The sequence below is a fragment of the Acidovorax sp. Root217 genome (assembly GCF_001428645.1).
GTDB lineage: Bacteria > Pseudomonadota > Gammaproteobacteria > Burkholderiales > Burkholderiaceae_C > Acidovorax.
The window spans coordinates 316088-332793 of the sequence record NZ_LMIH01000006.1 but is presented as its reverse complement, the minus strand read 5'-3'; the positions used below and the strand labels follow the sequence as shown (position 1 = coordinate 332793).

Sequence of the window (16706 nt, the reverse complement as noted above, 5' to 3'; positions counted from 1 at the left end):
TGCCCGCACGCCAGGCGCCGGTAGCGAAGGTAGGTTGCGCCGGCCTCAGATCAGCTTCTTGAGCAGTTCGGACTTCTTGGCGTCGAACTCTTCCTGCGTGAGGATGCCCTTGGCCTTGAGTTCGCCGAGCTTCTCGAGCGTGGCCATCACGTCCTCGGGCTTCACACCGGAGGCTGCTGCCACGGCCGCTGCGGCAGGGGCAGCGTTGCCGCCGCCCTGCAGGCCCTGCTGCAGGTTCTGCGCCATCACCTGGCCCAGCGCCACGCCGGCACCCAGGCCCATGGCGTCGCCCGCAATGCCGCTGCCGCCACCGCTGTTCTCGGCAAACTTGGGGATGGCCTGGGCGGTCTGGTACTGCATGAACTTGGCCATGTCGTTGCCGACCATGCCCATGCCGATCTTCTGGTCCAGGATCTTCTGCAGCTCTTCGGGCAGCGAGACATTCTGCACCGTGAGGTTCTCGATCAGCAGGCCGAGCTTGGCGAACAGGGGGGCCAGCTCCTTGGTCAGCGCATCGGCGAACATGACCTGGTTGGCCGCCAAGTCCAGGAACGGCAAACCGCTGCCGGCAATGGCGTTGCTGATGTTCTGCAGCACCAGGCCGCGCAGCTGGCCTTCGAGGTCGCCCACAGGGTAGGACTCGCGCGTGCCCGAGATCTCGGTGTGGAACAGCTTGGGGTCGGCAACGCGGAAGGCATAGTTGCCGAAGGCGCGCAGGCGCACCGCACCAAAATCCTTGTCACGGATGGTGATGGGCTGGGGCGTGCCCCACTTCTGGTCGATCTGCTGGCGCGTGCTGAAGAAGTAGACATCGCTCTTGAAGGGCGACTCGAAGAGCTTGTCCCAGTTCTTGAGGTAGGTCAGCACCGGCAGCGTCTGCGTGGTGAGCTTGTAGGTACCGGGGCCGAAGACGTCGGCCACCTTGCCTTCGTTGACGAAGATCGCCATCTGCGATTCGCGCACCACCAGCGTGCCACCGTTCTGGATTTCCATGCCGCTCATTGGGAAGCGCCATGCCAGCGTGCCGTCGCCTTCCTCCGTCCACTGGAGGACGTCGATGAACTGTTTCTTGATGAAGTCCATGAGGGCCATGTCTGCTCCCTAGTGCGTTGCCGCAGTTGAAAAGATGTCCATCATAGCAACGGGGTTGCCAGGGTCTGAGGGATTTTTTGGCCCCACTGCGTGACGGATTTAACGCCGGGGCGCTTGAGGTTTTGCGGGGGGCTTTGCAATAGTTTCAATGCGTGGATTAGCAGTTTTCAATTGGTGAATGCTATTGAGAATCCCTACCATCAACACCATGCCTGCCCACCCCTGTGCAGGCGCTGATTGGAAGAAGGAATCCACCATGGCCCACATTCGCCAACTCGCCCGCCAGAACCAGACCATGCTCAAGAAGACCGGCAGCTACTACCTGATCCACATCAGCGTGGCGGCCATGGTGGCCTATGCCGTCACGGGCAACCTCTGGGCATCGCTCACACTGAGCCTGCTGGAACCCACGGTGCAGGCCGTGGCTTTCTTCTTCCATGAAAAGGCCTGGGAGCGCGCGGCACGCCGCCGCGCAGCCAGTGCGGCCGATGCCGTGCCTTCGCTCGCATGACCGCCATGCACCCGCCCTTTTTCGCCCAATGGCTGCATCAGGTTCTTGCAGCCTACGCACGGGGGCAGTGACGTGCTGCGGGGCTCAATGCCCTTCGAAATCGACGAGGGTGTAGAGCGGCAAGCCTGATTCCCTGAGCCGCTGCGAGCCGCCCAACTCGGGCAGGTCGACGATGGCCGCGCCCTCGATCACGGTGGCGCCCAGCTTCTCCAGCAGCCGCCGGCCGGCCATCATGGTGCCCCCCGTGGCGATCAGGTCGTCGATCAGCAGCACGCGGTCGCCGGGCTTGACGGCATCGGTGTGCAACTCCACCGTGGCGCTGCCGTATTCGAGCTCGTAGGTCTCCTCCACCGTGGTGAAGGGCAGCTTGCCCTTCTTGCGGATCGGCACGAAGCCCACGTTGAGTTCATAGGCCACCACGGCGCCCAGAATGAAGCCGCGCGCATCGAGCCCGGCCACCACATCGGGGCGCAGGGCCTTGTCCATGTAGCGGTGCACGAAGGCATCGATCAGCACGCGAAAGACCTTGGGGTCCTGCAGCAGCGGTGTGATGTCGCGGAACTGCACGCCGGGTGCCGGCCAGTCGGGCACGGTTCGGATGTGCTGGCGCAGGTACTGGTTGACGCTGAGGGGCTGCATGGGGTGTGGGGTGGATGGCACAAAGGCTGCGAGTGTAAACACCAGCCCCTGGGGTCGGCGGACCGCAAGCCCCGAATGCTGACCCATAATGGAACTAGGGCCTGCGGTGTGCAGGCTGCCTCTCTCTGCCCTGAAAACCCAGATCGGCCATGCCCATCTCCGTCCTGTTGATCGAAGACGACCCGGAGCACGCACGGGCGCTCGTCGATGCATTGGTGGACCCCTGGCTGGGCTGGCGGGTCGAGGTGGCGCCCTCGCTGGCGCAGGCCCAGGCATGGCTGGAGAACCACACCCCGGACATCCTGCTGGTCTGCCAGCATTTCGAAGACGGATCGGCCTACGACGTGCTCGAACGCATGGGCCGCATCCCGGCCTTGATCATCGTGGACGCCGGTGCCGACGCCCAGGCGGCGCACGCAATGCGCCATGGCTTTGCCGACTTCACCATCCGCGACCCCGGCTGCAACTACCTGCTGGCCCTGCCGGCGCAGATCGAGGCCGTGCTCGAGCGCAGCAGCAGCGTGCGCGCTCGCCGCGCCGCCGAGGCCATGCTGGCACGCCAGCACCGGCTGCTGCAGGCGATCTCGCGCGCGCAGGCCGTGTTCATTGCCAGTTCGGCCCCGCGCGCTGCGTTCGATGCGCTGCTGCACGAGCTCATGGAGCTGACCGGGAGCCGGTTCGGGCTGGTCGGGCAGGTGCAGCGCACGGCCGAGGGCAAGCCCTTTCTGCGCATGCATTCCATGACCGACGTGGCGTGGGATGAGGCCACGCGCGCGCGCTACACCCGGGACGCGGAGGAGGGCCAGGTCTTCGACGACCTCGACTCCCTGCCCGGCCAGGCGATGCTGACCGAAAAGCCCGTGGTTATCAACGACGCAGCGGGCGACAGCCGCAGCGCCGGCATGCCGCCGGGGCACCCGCCCGTGGTCTCCTACCTGGGCCTGCCCATCCTGGCCTCGGGCGAGCTCGTCGCCGTGGTGGGTCTGGCCAACCGGCCAGAGGGCTACACCGCAGCCGACGTGCAGTTCCTGCAGCCGCTCTTGAGCACCGTGGGCCAGCTGGAACTGGCGCGGCGTGCCGAACTCGCGCGCCGGCAGGTGGAGCAGGAGCTGGCGCGCACCAGCGCGCTGCTGGCTGAAAAGACACGCGCGCTGCAGAGCACGCTGGCCAGCGTGTCGCAGGGCATCACCAACGTCGATGGCGAAGGCCGCATCCGCGTCTACAACCAGCGCTACCTGGAGCTCCTGAACCTGCCCGAGGAACTGCTCGCGGGCGAGCCCCGGGTGGAGGAGGTGGTGCGCTTCCAGACCGAGCGCGGGGACTTCGGCACCGGCTTCCAGCTGATCGAGTCCAAGGCCCGGGACTATGTGGGTGCCGAATACGCCGCGCATGGCGGCAACCTGACCATGCCGGAAAGCTACATCCGCCGCACGGTGGCCGGCCGCTTCATCGAGGTGCGCACGCGCCCGCTGGAAGGGGGCGGGCGCGTGCGCACCTTCACCGACGTGACCGACTACCTGGGCGCGCTGGAGGCCCTGCGCGAGAGTGAGGCCCGCTGGCGCAGCCTCACGCAGCTGTCCTCCGACTGGTACTGGGAGCAGGATGCCGAGTTCCGCTTCGTGCGCATCGAGGGCAGTCCGCAGAACAAGATGGACCTGCCCGACAGCCAGCTCTTCGGGCTCACGCGCTGGGAGCTGCCCAACACCTTTGCGGACGATGGACAGTGGCGCGCGCACCGCGAGCAGCTCGCACAGCGCCAGGTGTTCCGCAATTTCGAGATCCAGCGCATGTCGGCGCAAGGGGACCCCCTCTGGGTTTCCATCAGCGGCGAGCCCATTTTCGATGCCGAGGGCCAGTTCACCGGCTACCGCGGGCTGGCCCGTGACATCACGGAGCGCAAGCGCGCCGAGGCCGAGATCCAGCGCCTGGCGTTCTACGACGAACTGACCAAACTGCCCAACCGGCGCCTGCTGCTCGATCGGCTGGAGCGCGTGGCGACGGCCTGCGAGCGCGACGGCCAGCATGGCGCCCTGCTGTTCCTGGACCTGGACAACTTCAAGGGCATCAACGACACCATGGGCCACGAATGGGGCGACCGCCTGCTGGTGCAGGTGGGCATGCGCCTGCGTGCCAGCGTGCGCGCCACCGACACCGTGGCCCGCCTGGGGGGCGACGAATTCGTGGTGGTGCTGCAGGGCCTGAGCAGCGAGGAGACCGGCGCCGCCGTGGAATCGGAGGCCGTGGCCCAGAAGGTGCTGCAGGCCCTCAACGAACCCTACGACATGGACGGCAGCGAGCTGCACAGCACGCCCAGCATCGGCATTGCCCTGTTCAGCGACCGGCAGCAGCCCGTCAACGAACTGCTCAAGCGGGCCGACCTGGCGATGTACCAGGCCAAGGCCCAGGGGCGCAACACGCTGTGCTTCTTCGATCCCGCCATGCAGGCGGCGGCCACGGCACGCTCGGCGCTGGAGGGCGACATCCGCCAGGGCATACAGCGCAATGAGTTCTTGCTGCACTACCAGCCCGTGGTCAACGCCACCGGCCAGACCATGGGCGCCGAGGCCCTGGTGCGCTGGCAGCACCCGCAACGCGGCATGGTGCCGCCGGGCCAGTTCATTCCACTGGCCGAGCAGACCGGCCTGATCCTGCCCTTGGGCCAGCGCGTGCTGCACCTGGCCTGCGAGCAATTGGCCCGCTGGAACCGGGAGCCGGCCACCCAGGCCTGGACCGTGGCGGTGAATGTCAGCGCGCAGGAGTTTCGCCACACCGAATTCGTGCCCCAGGTGCTGCAGGCGCTGTACACCACGGGCGCCGACCCCGGGCGGCTCAAGCTGGAGCTGACCGAAAGCCTGCTGCTATCGGACGTAGAGGAGAGCATCGTCAAGATGCAGGTGCTGCGCAACCTGGGCGTGGGCTTCTCGCTCGATGATTTCGGTACCGGCTACTCCTCGCTGTCCTACCTCAAGCGGCTGCCGCTGGACCAGCTCAAGATCGACCAGAGCTTCGTGCGCGACGTGCTCACCGACCCCAACGATGCCGCCATTGCCTGCACCATCGTGGCGCTGGCGCACAGCCTCGGCCTGGACGTGGTGGCCGAAGGGGTGGAAACCGAAGGCCAGCACGACTTTCTGCTGCGCAACGGCTGCCAGCAGTTCCAGGGCTATCTCTTTGGGCGGCCCGGCCCCGCAGAAGCGCTGCAGCCCGGCTGACCCGGCCTGTCAGCCTTTGAGCAACCTGGCTTCGGCCAGGCTCAACGCTGCGGGGTGGCCCGACAGCACCAGCGTGTCGCCCTCGGCCAGTGCCGCATCGTCCGCCGCAGCACTCACATGGCCGTTGGCACGGCGCAGGTTGACCACGCGCACGCCCATGGCCGGCAGGGCCAACTCGCCCAGCGCCTGGCCTAGGGTCTTGGAGCCCGAAGGCAGGGTGACGGTGGCCAGGCGCTCCTGGTCGCGCTCGTTGACGGTGTCGTCGTCGGCCCCGTGGAAGTAGCCGCGCAGCAGGTTGTAGCGTGCATCGCGCTGGTCCTGCACCAGGCGCAGCACGCGGCGCATGGGCACGCCGACCAGGGCCAGCGCGTGGCTGGCGAGCATCAGCGAGCCTTCGATGGCCTCGGGCACGACCTCGGTCGCACCGGCATCCCGCAGCTTGTCCAGGTGCAGGTCGTCCTGGGTACGCACCACCACCGGCACCTGCGGCGCATGGGAGCGGGTGTTGGCCAGCACCTTGAGCGCGGCCGGCACGTCGATGTAGGTCACGGCCACGGCGCTGGCGCGCACCAGGCCAGCGGCCATGAGCGCCTGCAGGCGCGTGGCATCGCCGTAGACCACCGAGTCGCCAGCGGCGGCGGCCTGGCGCACCCGGTCCGGGTCCAGGTCGAGCGCCATGTAGGGGATTCCTTCGTGCTCCAGCATGCGCGCCAGGTTCTGGCCCGAACGGCCATAGCCGCAGATGATCACGTGCTTGCTCGAATTGATGGACTTGCGCGCAATGCTCGTCATCTGCAGCGATTGCTGCAGCCAGTCGCTGGCCACCAGCTTCATCACGATGCGGTTGGCGTACATGATGAGGAAGGGCGTGGCCAGCATGGACAGCACCATGGCCGCGAGGATGGGGTTCATGAGCGCGGGCTGCACCAGGTTGTTGTTCTGGGCCAGCGACAGCAGCACGAAGCCGAATTCGCCGGCCTGCGCCAGGTACAGCCCGGTGCGCAGCGAGACCCCCGTGGTCGCCCCCATGCCCCGCGCCAGCACCAGGATGACCACCAGCTTGAGCGTGATCGGCACCACCAGAAGCGCCAGCACCAGGCCCCAGCGGTCCACCAGGATGTGCCAGTCCAGCATCATGCCGATGGTGATGAAGAACAGCCCCAGCAGCACGTCGTGGAAGGGGCGGATGTCGGTGCCCACCTGGTGGCTGTACTCGGTCTCCGACACCAGCACGCCGGCGATGAAGGCCCCGAGCGCCAGGCTCAGGCCGGCCTCTTCGGTCAGCCAGGCCAGGCCCAGCGTGATCAGCAGCAGGTTGAGCATGAACAGCTCTTCGCTCTTGCGGCGCGCCACCAGAGTCAGCCACCAGCGCATCACGCGCTGCCCGCCGGTGAGCAGCAGGCCCACCAACACCGTGGCCTTGAGCAGGGCCCAGGCCAGGGCCACCAGCAGCTTGTCGGGCGAGGAGCCCAGCGCCGGGATCAGCACCAGCAGCGGCACCACGGCCAGATCCTGGAACAGCAGGATGCCCATGACATTGCGGCCATGCTCACTTTCGAGCTCGGCGCGCTCGGCCATCAGCTTGACCACGATGGCGGTGCTGCTCATGGCCATCACGCCCGACAGGGCCAGTGCCGTCTGCCAGCCCATCTCCCAGATCCCGCCCACCAGCAGCGAAAGGACCAGCGAGCCCCCGCCCGCCAGCGTCATGGTCACCACCACCTGCATGAGCCCCAGGCCGAACACCTGGCGGCGCATGGCGCGCAGCTTGGGCAGGCTGAACTCCAGACCGATGGCGAACATCAGGAACACCACGCCGAACTCGCCCAGGTGCCGCACCCCTTCGGAGTTCTGGGCCAGCGCCAGCGCATGGGGACCGATCAGCACGCCTGCGGCCAGGTAGCCCAGCATGGGCGGCAGTTTCAGGCTGCGGCAGACCACCACGCCCAGCACCGCGGCCAGAAGGTAGAGCAGGGTGAGGGCGAGTGAGGACATAGGCTGATGCTATCCGAGCCCGGGCAGGCCGGTCGATAGAATCGTGGGATGACGCCCGTTGCCCCCGTGCTCCCCCCCTTCGATGCCGAACAGGCCCTGCGCCTGGCCCGCGAGACCTTCGACATCGAAGCCGCCGCCCTGAACGCGCTGGCCTCCCGCGTGGATGCGCGCTTTGCACAGGCGGTGCAGATGGCACTCTCGATCCGCGGCCGCGTGGTGGTGATGGGCATGGGCAAGAGCGGCCATGTGGGCCGCAAGATCGCCGCCACCCTGGCCTCCACCGGCACCCCGGCGTTTTTCGTGCACCCGGGCGAAGCCAGCCATGGCGACCTGGGCATGGTGACCGAGCACGACATGGTGCTGGCCATCTCCAACAGCGGCGAAAGCGGCGAGCTCACGGCCATCCTGCCGGTGCTCAAGCGCCTGGGGGTTCCGCTGCTGGCCCTGACCGGGGGCCTGCACTCCACCCTGGCGCGCCATGCCGACCTGGTGCTCGACTGCAGCGTGGACCGCGAGGCCTGCCCGCTGAACCTGGCCCCCACCGCGAGCACCACAGCCCAGCTGGCCATGGGCGACGCGCTGGCCGTGGCCCTGCTCGATGCACGGGGCTTCAGGCCCGAGGATTTCGCGCGCTCGCACCCCGGCGGTGCCCTGGGCCGCAAGCTGCTGACCCATGTGAGCGACGTCATGCGCTCGGGCAGCGACGTGCCGCGCGTGGCACCCGAGGCCTCGTTCAGCGAGCTGATGCGCGAGATGAGCGCCAAGGGGCTGGGCGCATCGGCCATCGTCGACCCTGCCGGCCAGATCCTGGGCATCTTCACCGACGGCGACCTGCGCCGGCGCATCGAGGCCGGTGCCGACCTGCGCGCCGCCAGCGCCGCCGAGGTCATGCACCCATCGCCCCGGCGTATTGCCCCCGATGCCCTGGCCGTGGACGCCGCCGAGCTCATGGAGGCCCATGGCATCACCAGCGTGCTGGTGGTGGATGCCGCCGGTGCGCTCGTCGGCGTGGTGCACATCGGCGACCTGATGCGCGCCAAGGTGATCTGAGCCATGGCGACCCCTCTTTCCGTACAGCCGGCCCTGAACTTCGCACCCGAGCTGCTGCTGCGCGCCCAAGGCGTGCGGGTGGCGTTTTTCGACGTGGACGGCGTGCTCACCGACGGCAGCCTGCTGTTCACCGACGCCGGTGAAACCATCAAGCGCTTCAACACCCTGGACGGCCACGGCCTCAAGCTGTTGCAGAAGGCGGGCATCACCCCCGCCGTGATCACCGGGCGCGACTCGGCCCCGCTGCGCGTGCGCCTCAAGGCCCTGGGTGTGGAGCATGCGGTCTTTGGTACCGAGGACAAGCGCCCTGCGGCCGAGGACATCCTGGCCCGCCTGGGCCTGTCCTGGGCGCAGGCCGCCGCCATAGGCGACGACTGGCCCGACCTGCCGGTGATGCGCCGCAGCGCCCTGGCCTGCGCACCGGCCAACGCCCAGGCCGAGGTGCGGCAGAACGCCCACTACATCACTGCTGCGCGCGGTGGCGATGGCGCTGCACGCGAGTTCTGCGATCTGCTGCTCGTGGCCACGGGACACTACGCCCGCCTGCTGGCAGACTACACGGCATGACGACTTCTCCCATGCACCTTTGCACCACCACGCCAGCCCCACAGGCAGGAGGCCGCCCATGAGCCGCCGCCGCATGCTCCAGCAAAGCTGGGAGCGCATCACCCTGTACCTGCCGGTGCTGATCATGGGCCTGATGGCCCTGGGCACCTGGTGGCTGGTGCGCAATGCCCCCATGCCCCTGGCCCCGGCCGCCGAGAAGGCCCGGAGCAACCAGCCCGACTATTCGATGAAGGCCTTTTCGGTGAAGAGCTTCGATGCCAAGGGCCGACTGCAAAGCGAGGTGCAGGGCGACCTTGCACGCCACTTCCCGGACACGGACACCCTGGAGATCGACCTGGCGCGCATGCGCTCGGTGGCCATCGACGGGCGCCTGACCCTGGCCACGGCCAACCGGGCCCTGAGCAATGCCGATGGCAGCGAAGTGCAGCTGTTCGGCAACGCCATCGTCACGCGCGAGCCGTTGCCCGCCCGCCCCGGTGTGGCCGCCCAGCCGCGCATGGAGTTCCGCAGCGAGTTCCTGCACGCCTTCACCCAGACCGAGCGCGTGCGCTCGGACAAGCCGGTGGTCCTGACCCGGGGCAACGACCGCTTCACGGCCGATGGCATGGACTACGACAACCTGGACCAGGTGCTGCAGCTGCACGGCCGGGTCAAGGGCCTGCTCATGCCCGGCGCCGCCAAGTAACCCGCTGTAGGCGCCGCCATCAGGCGCATCCCACCCCACCACCAAAGCCCCCATGACCCTGCAGCAGCAACCACTACTGGCCTTCATCACCGGCGCCTCCAGCGGCATCGGCCAGGCCCTGGCCCTGCGCTTTCACCAGGCGGGCTACCGCCTGGCCTTGGTGGCGCGCCGCACCGAGGAGGTCAAGGCCTGGGCGATCGCGCAAGGCATCGACCCTGCAGACTATGAGATCTACAGCGCCGACGTCTCGGTGGTGGACAGCATCGTCGCCGCCGGGCGCGACTGCCTTGTGCGCCAGGGCACGCCCGACGTGGTGATCGCCAATGCCGGCATCAGCGTGGGCATGGACACGGCGGTGCGTGGCGACATCGACGTCATGGCCCGCACCTTTGCCACCAACAACATTGGCATGGCCGCCACCTTCCACCCCTTCGTCGATGCCATGGTGCAGCGCAAGAGCGGCACCTTCGTGGGCATCGGCAGCGTGGCCGGCATCCGCGGACTGCCCGGGCATGGCGCCTACTGCGGCAGCAAGGCGGCGGTGATCAGCTACTGCGAGAGCCTGCGCGGCGAGATGCGGCCCCATGGCGTGCGCGTGGTCACCATCTCGCCGGGCTACATCGACACGCCGCTGACCCAGCACAACCGCTATGGCATGCCCTTCCTCATGAAGGCCGGGGATTTTGCCGAGCGGGCATTCCGGGCCATCACTGCAGGCGCCACCTACCGCGTGATCCCCTGGCAGATGGGGGTGGTCGCCAAACTCATGCGCCTGCTGCCCAACGTGGTGTTCGACAAGGCACTGGCGGGGCGGCCGCGCAAGCGCAGAATGGACGAGTAGCCCCCTGAGTCGCTTCCCGCCGTCCCCCAGCGCGGCGGGGCGGCCCTTGCCATGAAGCATGAAAGGCACTTCCTTCGCAGGCTTCAGACGTGAAAAAAGCCCCCGAAGGGGCTTTGTTGCTGGGGAGCATGGGGCTCAGTAGCCGCCGTTGCCGCCACCGCCGTAACCGCCGCCACCACCACTGCGGCCACCGCCGCCACCGCCGTTGCGCGAACCAGAGCCGTAAGGGCTGCGAAAGCCGCCTTCGCTGCGGCCACCACCACCGTAGCCGCCACCGCCGCCGCCATCACCGCGACCGCCGCCATAGCCGCCACCGCCGCCACCTTCACGGCCACCGCCGCCGTAGCCACCGCCACCGCCTTCACGGCCGCCGCCACCACCGTAGCCGCCACCGCCGCCGCTGCGGCCACCACCACCACCGCCGCCATAACCGCCACCACCGCCGCCGAAACCACCGCTGCGCGGTGGGCGGGGCTCCATCGGACGTGCTTCATTCACCACGATGCTGCGGCCACCCAGGGGCTGGCCGTTCATGCCGTTGATGGCGGCCTGGGCTTCGGGGTCACTGCCCATTTCAACAAATCCGAAACCCTTGGAGCGGCCCGTGTCACGCTCCATCATCACTTTGGCACTGGTCACTGCGCCAAATTGGCCAAAGGCCTGCTCCAGATCGCTGTCACGTACCGAGTACGGCAAATTGCCAACGTACAGTTTGTTGCCCATCGAGGGACTCCTCAAAAACACATGGATAAAGCGATGGAGTCCCGATACCGCAGCCAGCTAATCTCAATGACGCTCTCAGCGCGAAACTGACGGATCACCGCAAACTTGAGACGGGCAAAAGCCCGCCAACCCATTATGCGCCACAAATTTCCCAAAAAAGCAAGCTGCATGACAGCCCCGGGCCCGGTGTGGTGACAATGCCGCAGGCATGAAAAAAGGAGCCCGAAGGCTCCTTGTTTTTGTCGTCAGCAGGCAAAGCCTGCCGGGACGGGTGTGCGCTGCTTAGTAGCTGCTACGGCCACCGCCGTAACCACCACCGCCGCCGCCACCGCTACGGCCGCCACCGCCGCCGCCGTAACCGCCGCCGCCGCCACCACCGTAGCCGCCGCCACCACCACCGCCGCCACCGAAGCCACCGCTACGGGGAGCGCGGGGCTCCATGGGGCGGGCTTCGTTGACCACGAGGTCACGGCCACCGAAGTTGGTGCCATGCACGCCTTGGATGGCGGCTTGTGCTTCGGCATCGCTGCCCATTTCGACAAAGCCGAAACCCTTGGAACGACCGGTGTCGCGCTCCATCATGACCTTGGCGCTGCCAACCGAGCCGTACTGGCTGAAGGTTTGCTGCAGGTCTTCGTCGCGGAAGCTGTAGGGCAGGTTGCCCACGTAAAGTTTGTTGCCCATGAAGGACTCCTGAAAAAACATGAAAACGCGATGGAGCCCGACGCAATCAACAAACCTGTGACGACTTCAAAGACGCGAAACTGACCATTCACCGCTAACCTAACTGCCTTGCTGCTAAGCAGAAAAGCGAGGTCATTATTAATCACTTTTGTCGCTTGTGGGGTTTTATTTCAGCAAACGCTCCGAAGGCCTGCTTTTTATCCACCGGGGGTGGGCAGGGTTTCACCTTAGATTCGTATACAATCACAGCGTCTTTGGGGAGTAGCCCGCCCGGTCGCAACATGCGCCGGGGGCATGCGTCAACATACTTGGGTTCCTTGAAACCTATGGCGCATGCGGTTCTTGAGCTGGGCGAGACCATTGACTGCATGCCGATCCAATGGCCGGAGTCGGGGTGCAGTCAATGTGCGTCTCATAACAATCCGGCCGGATTGACCCCACCCCATGGAAGCCTTCTTCGTTTCGACCGCCATCGTCGCCCTTGCCGAGATGGGCGACAAGACCCAACTGCTGGCACTGGTACTCGCTGCCCGTTTCCGCAAACCCTGGCCCATCGTCCTCGGAATTCTGGTCGCCACGCTGGCCAACCACGGCCTGGCCGGCGCGTTGGGCGCCTGGGTCACCACCATGCTGGGACCGCAGATGCTGCGCTGGATCCTGGGCGCATCCTTCATCGCCATGGCCATCTGGATGCTGATCCCCGACAAGCTCGACGAGGAAGAGACCGGTGGCACCCCGCGCTGGGGCGTCTTCGGCACCACGCTGATCGCCTTCTTCCTGGCCGAGATGGGTGACAAGACGCAGATCGCCACCGTGATGCTCGCCGCCCAGTACAACGCCTACCTGTGGGTGGTGATGGGCACCACGCTCGGCATGATGCTGGCCAATGCCCCCGTGGTGTGGCTGGGCGAGCGCATCACACGGCGCGTGCCGATCCGTGCGGTGCACCTGGTGTCCGCAGGCATCTTCCTGGTCCTGGGCGGCATCGCGCTGTTCGCACCCTTGGCCTCTTCCTGAGGGGGTGCGGCCAGCGCCCGGCTTTGGTATATTCGGTCCTGCGCCGATTTGCCATAGCTTGCGGGCGCTTTATAAATTCTGCTAAAGACCCGACCGACACCCAAACCCCGGCCTCGTTTTTAGCGATGCCGGGTTTTTTTTATGTCGTTCATTGCCACACCCCAGTCCATGCGTTTCGAGGAGGTGCTGCCGCTGCAGAGCGGTGCATCCATCCGCGACTACGTGCTGGCCTACGAAACCTACGGCACGCTCAACGCCGAGCGCTCCAACGCCGTGCTGGTCTGCCACGCCCTGAACGCCTCGCACCACGTGGCCGGCGTCTATGAAGGCCAGCCGCGCAGCGAGGGCTGGTGGGACAACATGATCGGCCCGGGCAAGCCGGTGGACACCAACCGCTTCTTCGTGATCGGCGTGAACAACCTGGGTTCGTGCTTCGGCTCCACCGGCCCCATGCACACCCACCCGGACACGGGCGAGGTCTATGGCGCCGATTTCCCGGTGGTGACGGTTGAGGACTGGGTCAACGCCCAGGCCCGCCTGCTCGACCGGCTGGGCATCACCCAGCTGGCCGCCGTGCTGGGCGGCAGCCTGGGTGGCATGCAGGCCCTGGGCTGGACGCTGCAGTACCCCGACCGCATGCGCCATGCCGTGGTGGTGGCCAGCGCGCCCAATCTCACGGCCGAGAACATCGCCTTCAACGAGGTGGCGCGCCGCGCCATCGTCACCGACCCGGACTTCCACGGTGGCCACTTCTACCGCCACGGCGTGATCCCGCAGCGCGGCCTGCGCATCGCGCGCATGATCGGCCACATCACCTACCTGAGCGACGACGTGATGAACGAGAAGTTCGGACGCCAGCTGCGCGAAGGCCTCACGCCCAAATACTCTACGCAGGACATCGAGTTCCAGATCGAGAGCTATCTGCGCTACCAGGGCGACAAGTTCAGCGAGTATTTCGACGCCAACACCTACCTGCTGATCACGCGCGCGCTCGACTATTTCGACCCGGCGCTGCAGTACGGCGGCAGCCTCACGCAGGCGCTGGCCCGCGCCACGGCGAAGTTTTTGCTCATCAGCTTCACTACCGACTGGCGCTTTTCGCCCCAGCGCAGCCGCGAGATCGTCAAGGCCCTGCTCGACAACCGCCGCCGCGTGAGCTACGCCGAGATCGACGCGCCGCACGGGCACGACGCCTTCCTGCTCGACGACCCGCGCTACATGGACACCATGCGCTCGTATTTCGACGCCATTGCCAAGGAGCACCACGCATGACCGAGAAAGCCACCATGCAGGCGCTGGCGCGCCTGGTACCCGCAGGTTCGCGCGTGCTCGACCTGGGCTGCGGCGATGGTGCCATGCTGTCCTACCTGCAGCGCGAGCGCGGCTGCAGCGGCTACGGCATCGAGATCGCCGACGCCAACGTGCTGGCCTGCGTGCGCCGCGGGGTGGACGTGATCCAGCTCAACCTGGACGAGGGCCTGGCCATGTTCGGCGACAACAGCTTCGACGTGGTGCTGCAGATCGACACGCTGCAGCACCTGCGCAACGCCGAGGTGATGCTGCGCGAGACGGCCCGCGTGGGTCGCACCGGCATCGTCGCCTTCCCCAACTTCGCGCACTGGCCCAACCGCCTGTCCATACTGCGCGGGCGCATGCCGGTCACGCGGCGCCTGCCCTACCAGTGGTACGACACGCCCAACATCCGCGTGGGCACCTACAAGGATTTCGAGGTGCTGGCGCACAAGAACGAGCTGCGCGTGCTCGAGTCCTTCGGCCTGCAGGACGGCAGGGAAGTGCGCTTCCTGCCCAACGTGATGGCCGGCACGGCGGTGTTCCACTTCGAACACGCCTGAGCGTTCGCAGGCGTGCGCCATGCGCACGTCACGCAACCGGTTTATGGTGGAAGGCTGGAGATAACCGTCCCGGAGAACACCATGCGCCTTCTGCCCCTGAAATCCGCTCTTGCCGCCGCCATCCTTTGCACCCTGGCCCTTGGCGCCGCCGCCCAGCAGGCCTGGCCGCCCACCCCCACGGTGATCGCGCACCGCGGCGCCTCGGCGCTGCGCCCGGAGCACACGCTGGCGGCCTACCAGAAGGCCATCGACGACGGTGCCGACATCATCGAGCCCGACCTGGTGATCACCAAGGACGGGGTGCTGGTGGCCCGGCACGAGAACGCCATCGCCATCCTCAACGCCGACGGCTCGGTGAAGGAAGCCACCACCGACGTGGTGGACCGCCCCGAGTTCGCGGCGCGCAAGGCCACACGCAGCATCGACGGCCAGGCCATCACCGGCTGGTTCACCGAGGACTTCACGCTGGCTGAGCTCAAGACCCTGCGCGCGCGCGAGCGCATCCCGGCGCAGCGCCCGGCCAACGTGGCCTACAACGGCCAGTTCGAGATCCCCACGCTGCAGGAGGTGATCGACCTGGCCAAGGCGCAGAGCGCCAAGACCGGCCGCACCATCGGCATCTACCCGGAGACCAAGCACCCGACCTACTTCCAGTCCATCGGCCAGCCGCTGGAAGCACCGCTGCTTGCCGTGCTCGAAAAGAACGGCTGGAACCACAAGGACGCGCCGGTGTTCGTGCAATCCTTCGAGGTGGCCAACCTGCAGGCCATCCGCAAGCTGAGCACGGTGCGCCTGGTGCAGTTGGTGGCGCCCTCAGGCCGGCCTTACGACTTTGTCGCCCAGGGCGCTGCCAACACGCGCAGCTATGCCGACCTGGTCACGGCCGAGGGCCTCAGGCAAGTGGCGACCTACGCCAATGCCGTCGGCCCCTACAAGACACTGGTGGTGCCAGTGAAGGACGGTGCCCTCGGCGAGCCCACGGCACTGGTGGCCAACGCCCGCGCGGCGGGCCTGGCAGTGCATATCTGGACCCTGCGACCCGAGAACAGTTTCCTGCCCGCCAGCCTGCGCAAGGCCCCGTCCAGCGACGCCAATGCGCGAGGTGACAGCGTGGCCGAGATCACTGCCTACCTGCGCGCGGGCGTGGACGGCTTCTTTACCGACGACTCGGCCGTAGGCCGCGCCGCCGTGCAGGCGTTCACCGGGAAATAATCAGGACGCTGTGTCGGCAGTCGGCGCGCGGCCGCCATGCCGCGCACCCAGGGCGCGCGCCTGCGCCACCCATGCGCCCAGGCGTTTCGCATCGGCCGTGCGCACCGGGCCGAAGCTGCGCACCTTGACCGGCCGGATGCCGCAAAACTCCAGGATGGCCTTTTTCATCTGGTGGTGCCCCGGCATGTGCGTGACCCAGCGGAAGTACCAGGGCGGCGAGTCCATGGTCACCAGCAGCTCGGCCGTGCGGCCCGCCAGCAGCCGGTCCCACAGCGAGGAGCCCTGGCGGTACTTGAAGGCATACCCGGGCAAAAAGACCCGGTCGATGAAACCCTTCAACAGCGCCGGCATGGCGCCCCACCAGATGGGATAAACCCAGACCAGGTGCTCGGCCCAGGTGATGTCGGCCTGCGCAGCCACCAAGTCGGGCTCCAGGGGCTGCTCGCCCCGGTACCCGGCCTGCAGCCGGGGATCGAAGTGCAGGGTGGACAGGTCCAGCCGCCGCACTTCGGCGCCGGCGGCCTGCGCGCCCTCGGCGTAGGCGGTCGCCATGCCTGCGCACAGGCTGTTGGGGGCAGGGTGGCCAAGGATGACCAGAATGCGTTGCGCCACGAGAACTCCCGAA

Annotated in this window: 16 protein-coding genes and 1 riboswitch; of the genes, 10 read left to right on the top strand and 6 right to left on the bottom strand. The window is 67.1% G+C overall.

What is annotated here, in order from left to right:
* Positions 1 to 45 precede the first annotated feature (45 nt).
* Positions 46 to 1092 (bottom strand): SPFH domain-containing protein, encoded by a 1047-nt coding sequence (locus ASE31_RS05620; protein WP_057200546.1) that lies wholly within the window; start codon positions 1090 to 1092, stop codon positions 46 to 48.
* A 256-nt stretch (positions 1093 to 1348) separates the two neighbouring features.
* Between ASE31_RS05620 and ASE31_RS05615 the strand changes: the two genes are divergently transcribed.
* Positions 1349 to 1603 (top strand): DUF2061 domain-containing protein, encoded by a 255-nt coding sequence (locus ASE31_RS05615; protein ID WP_057200545.1) that lies wholly within the window; start codon positions 1349 to 1351, stop codon positions 1601 to 1603.
* Positions 1604 to 1687: 84 nt separating this feature from the next.
* Here the strand turns inward: ASE31_RS05615 and ASE31_RS05610 are convergent, their stop codons facing one another.
* Positions 1688 to 2242: an adenine phosphoribosyltransferase gene (locus ASE31_RS05610; protein WP_057200544.1), complete on the bottom strand. Its 555-nt coding sequence runs from the start codon at positions 2240 to 2242 to the stop codon at positions 1688 to 1690.
* A gap of 149 nt (positions 2243 to 2391) precedes the next feature.
* Here ASE31_RS05610 and ASE31_RS05605 point away from each other — a divergent pair, with 149 nt between their 5' ends.
* On the top strand, positions 2392 to 5454 hold the full coding sequence (locus tag ASE31_RS05605) for an EAL domain-containing protein (protein WP_057200543.1): 3063 nt from the start codon (positions 2392 to 2394) through the stop codon (positions 5452 to 5454).
* Between the two features lie 9 nt (positions 5455 to 5463).
* Here the strand turns inward: ASE31_RS05605 and ASE31_RS05600 are convergent, their stop codons facing one another.
* On the bottom strand, positions 5464 to 7449 hold the full coding sequence (locus ASE31_RS05600; RefSeq protein WP_057200542.1) for a monovalent cation:proton antiporter-2 (CPA2) family protein: 1986 nt from the start codon (positions 7447 to 7449) through the stop codon (positions 5464 to 5466).
* A gap of 48 nt (positions 7450 to 7497) precedes the next feature.
* On the opposite strand from ASE31_RS05600, the gene ASE31_RS05595 reads away from it, so the two are divergent.
* From ASE31_RS05595 to ASE31_RS05580, 4 genes are read left to right on the top strand one after another with little or no spacing between them, the layout of a single operon-like run.
* Complete coding sequence (locus tag ASE31_RS05595) at positions 7498 to 8499, top strand: SIS domain-containing protein (RefSeq protein WP_057200541.1); 1002 nt, start codon at positions 7498 to 7500, stop codon at positions 8497 to 8499.
* A 3-nt stretch (positions 8500 to 8502) separates the two neighbouring features.
* Positions 8503 to 9066: an HAD family hydrolase gene (locus ASE31_RS05590; RefSeq protein WP_057200540.1), complete on the top strand. Its 564-nt coding sequence runs from the start codon at positions 8503 to 8505 to the stop codon at positions 9064 to 9066.
* Between the two features lie 58 nt (positions 9067 to 9124).
* Positions 9125 to 9751, top strand: coding sequence for an LPS export ABC transporter periplasmic protein LptC (lptC, locus tag ASE31_RS05585; protein WP_057200539.1), 627 nt, complete (start codon positions 9125 to 9127; stop codon positions 9749 to 9751).
* A gap of 52 nt (positions 9752 to 9803) precedes the next feature.
* Positions 9804 to 10592 (top strand): SDR family oxidoreductase, encoded by a 789-nt coding sequence (locus ASE31_RS05580; protein ID WP_057200538.1) that lies wholly within the window; start codon positions 9804 to 9806, stop codon positions 10590 to 10592.
* Between the two features lie 135 nt (positions 10593 to 10727).
* Here the strand turns inward: ASE31_RS05580 and ASE31_RS05575 are convergent, their stop codons facing one another.
* Together ASE31_RS05575 and ASE31_RS05570 are read right to left on the bottom strand one after the other, a co-directional pair.
* Entirely contained in the window at positions 10728 to 11315 is a 588-nt protein-coding gene (locus ASE31_RS05575) for an RNA-binding protein (protein ID WP_057200537.1), read from the bottom strand.
* Between the two features lie 282 nt (positions 11316 to 11597).
* Positions 11598 to 11999 (bottom strand): RNA-binding protein, encoded by a 402-nt coding sequence (locus tag ASE31_RS05570; protein ID WP_057200811.1) that lies wholly within the window; start codon positions 11997 to 11999, stop codon positions 11598 to 11600.
* 244 nt (positions 12000 to 12243) lie between these two features.
* Positions 12244 to 12421, top strand: a riboswitch (yybP-ykoY riboswitch).
* Between the two features lie 22 nt (positions 12422 to 12443).
* On the opposite strand from ASE31_RS05570, the gene ASE31_RS05565 reads away from it, so the two are divergent.
* The 4 genes from ASE31_RS05565 (at position 12444) to ASE31_RS05550 (ending at position 16081) form a co-directional block, all read left to right on the top strand.
* Complete coding sequence (locus ASE31_RS05565; RefSeq protein ID WP_057200536.1) at positions 12444 to 13016, top strand: TMEM165/GDT1 family protein; 573 nt, start codon at positions 12444 to 12446, stop codon at positions 13014 to 13016.
* A gap of 141 nt (positions 13017 to 13157) precedes the next feature.
* A complete protein-coding gene (locus ASE31_RS05560) occupies positions 13158 to 14288 on the top strand; it encodes a homoserine O-acetyltransferase (RefSeq protein ID WP_057200535.1) in 1131 nt (376 codons plus the stop codon).
* On the top strand, positions 14285 to 14869 hold the full coding sequence (gene metW, locus ASE31_RS05555; RefSeq protein WP_057200534.1) for a methionine biosynthesis protein MetW: 585 nt from the start codon (positions 14285 to 14287) through the stop codon (positions 14867 to 14869). Before ASE31_RS05560 ends, metW begins: the two co-directional genes overlap by 4 nt.
* Before the next feature lie 81 nt (positions 14870 to 14950).
* The gene (locus tag ASE31_RS05550) at positions 14951 to 16081 is read left to right on the top strand and encodes a glycerophosphodiester phosphodiesterase (protein WP_057200533.1); all 1131 of its coding nucleotides are present in this window, start codon (positions 14951 to 14953) and stop codon (positions 16079 to 16081) included.
* Here ASE31_RS05550 and ASE31_RS05545 read toward each other — a convergent pair whose 3' ends face one another.
* Positions 16082 to 16693 (bottom strand): NAD(P)H-dependent oxidoreductase, encoded by a 612-nt coding sequence (locus ASE31_RS05545; RefSeq protein WP_057200532.1) that lies wholly within the window; start codon positions 16691 to 16693, stop codon positions 16082 to 16084.
* Between the last annotated feature and the right edge of the window lie 13 nt (positions 16694 to 16706).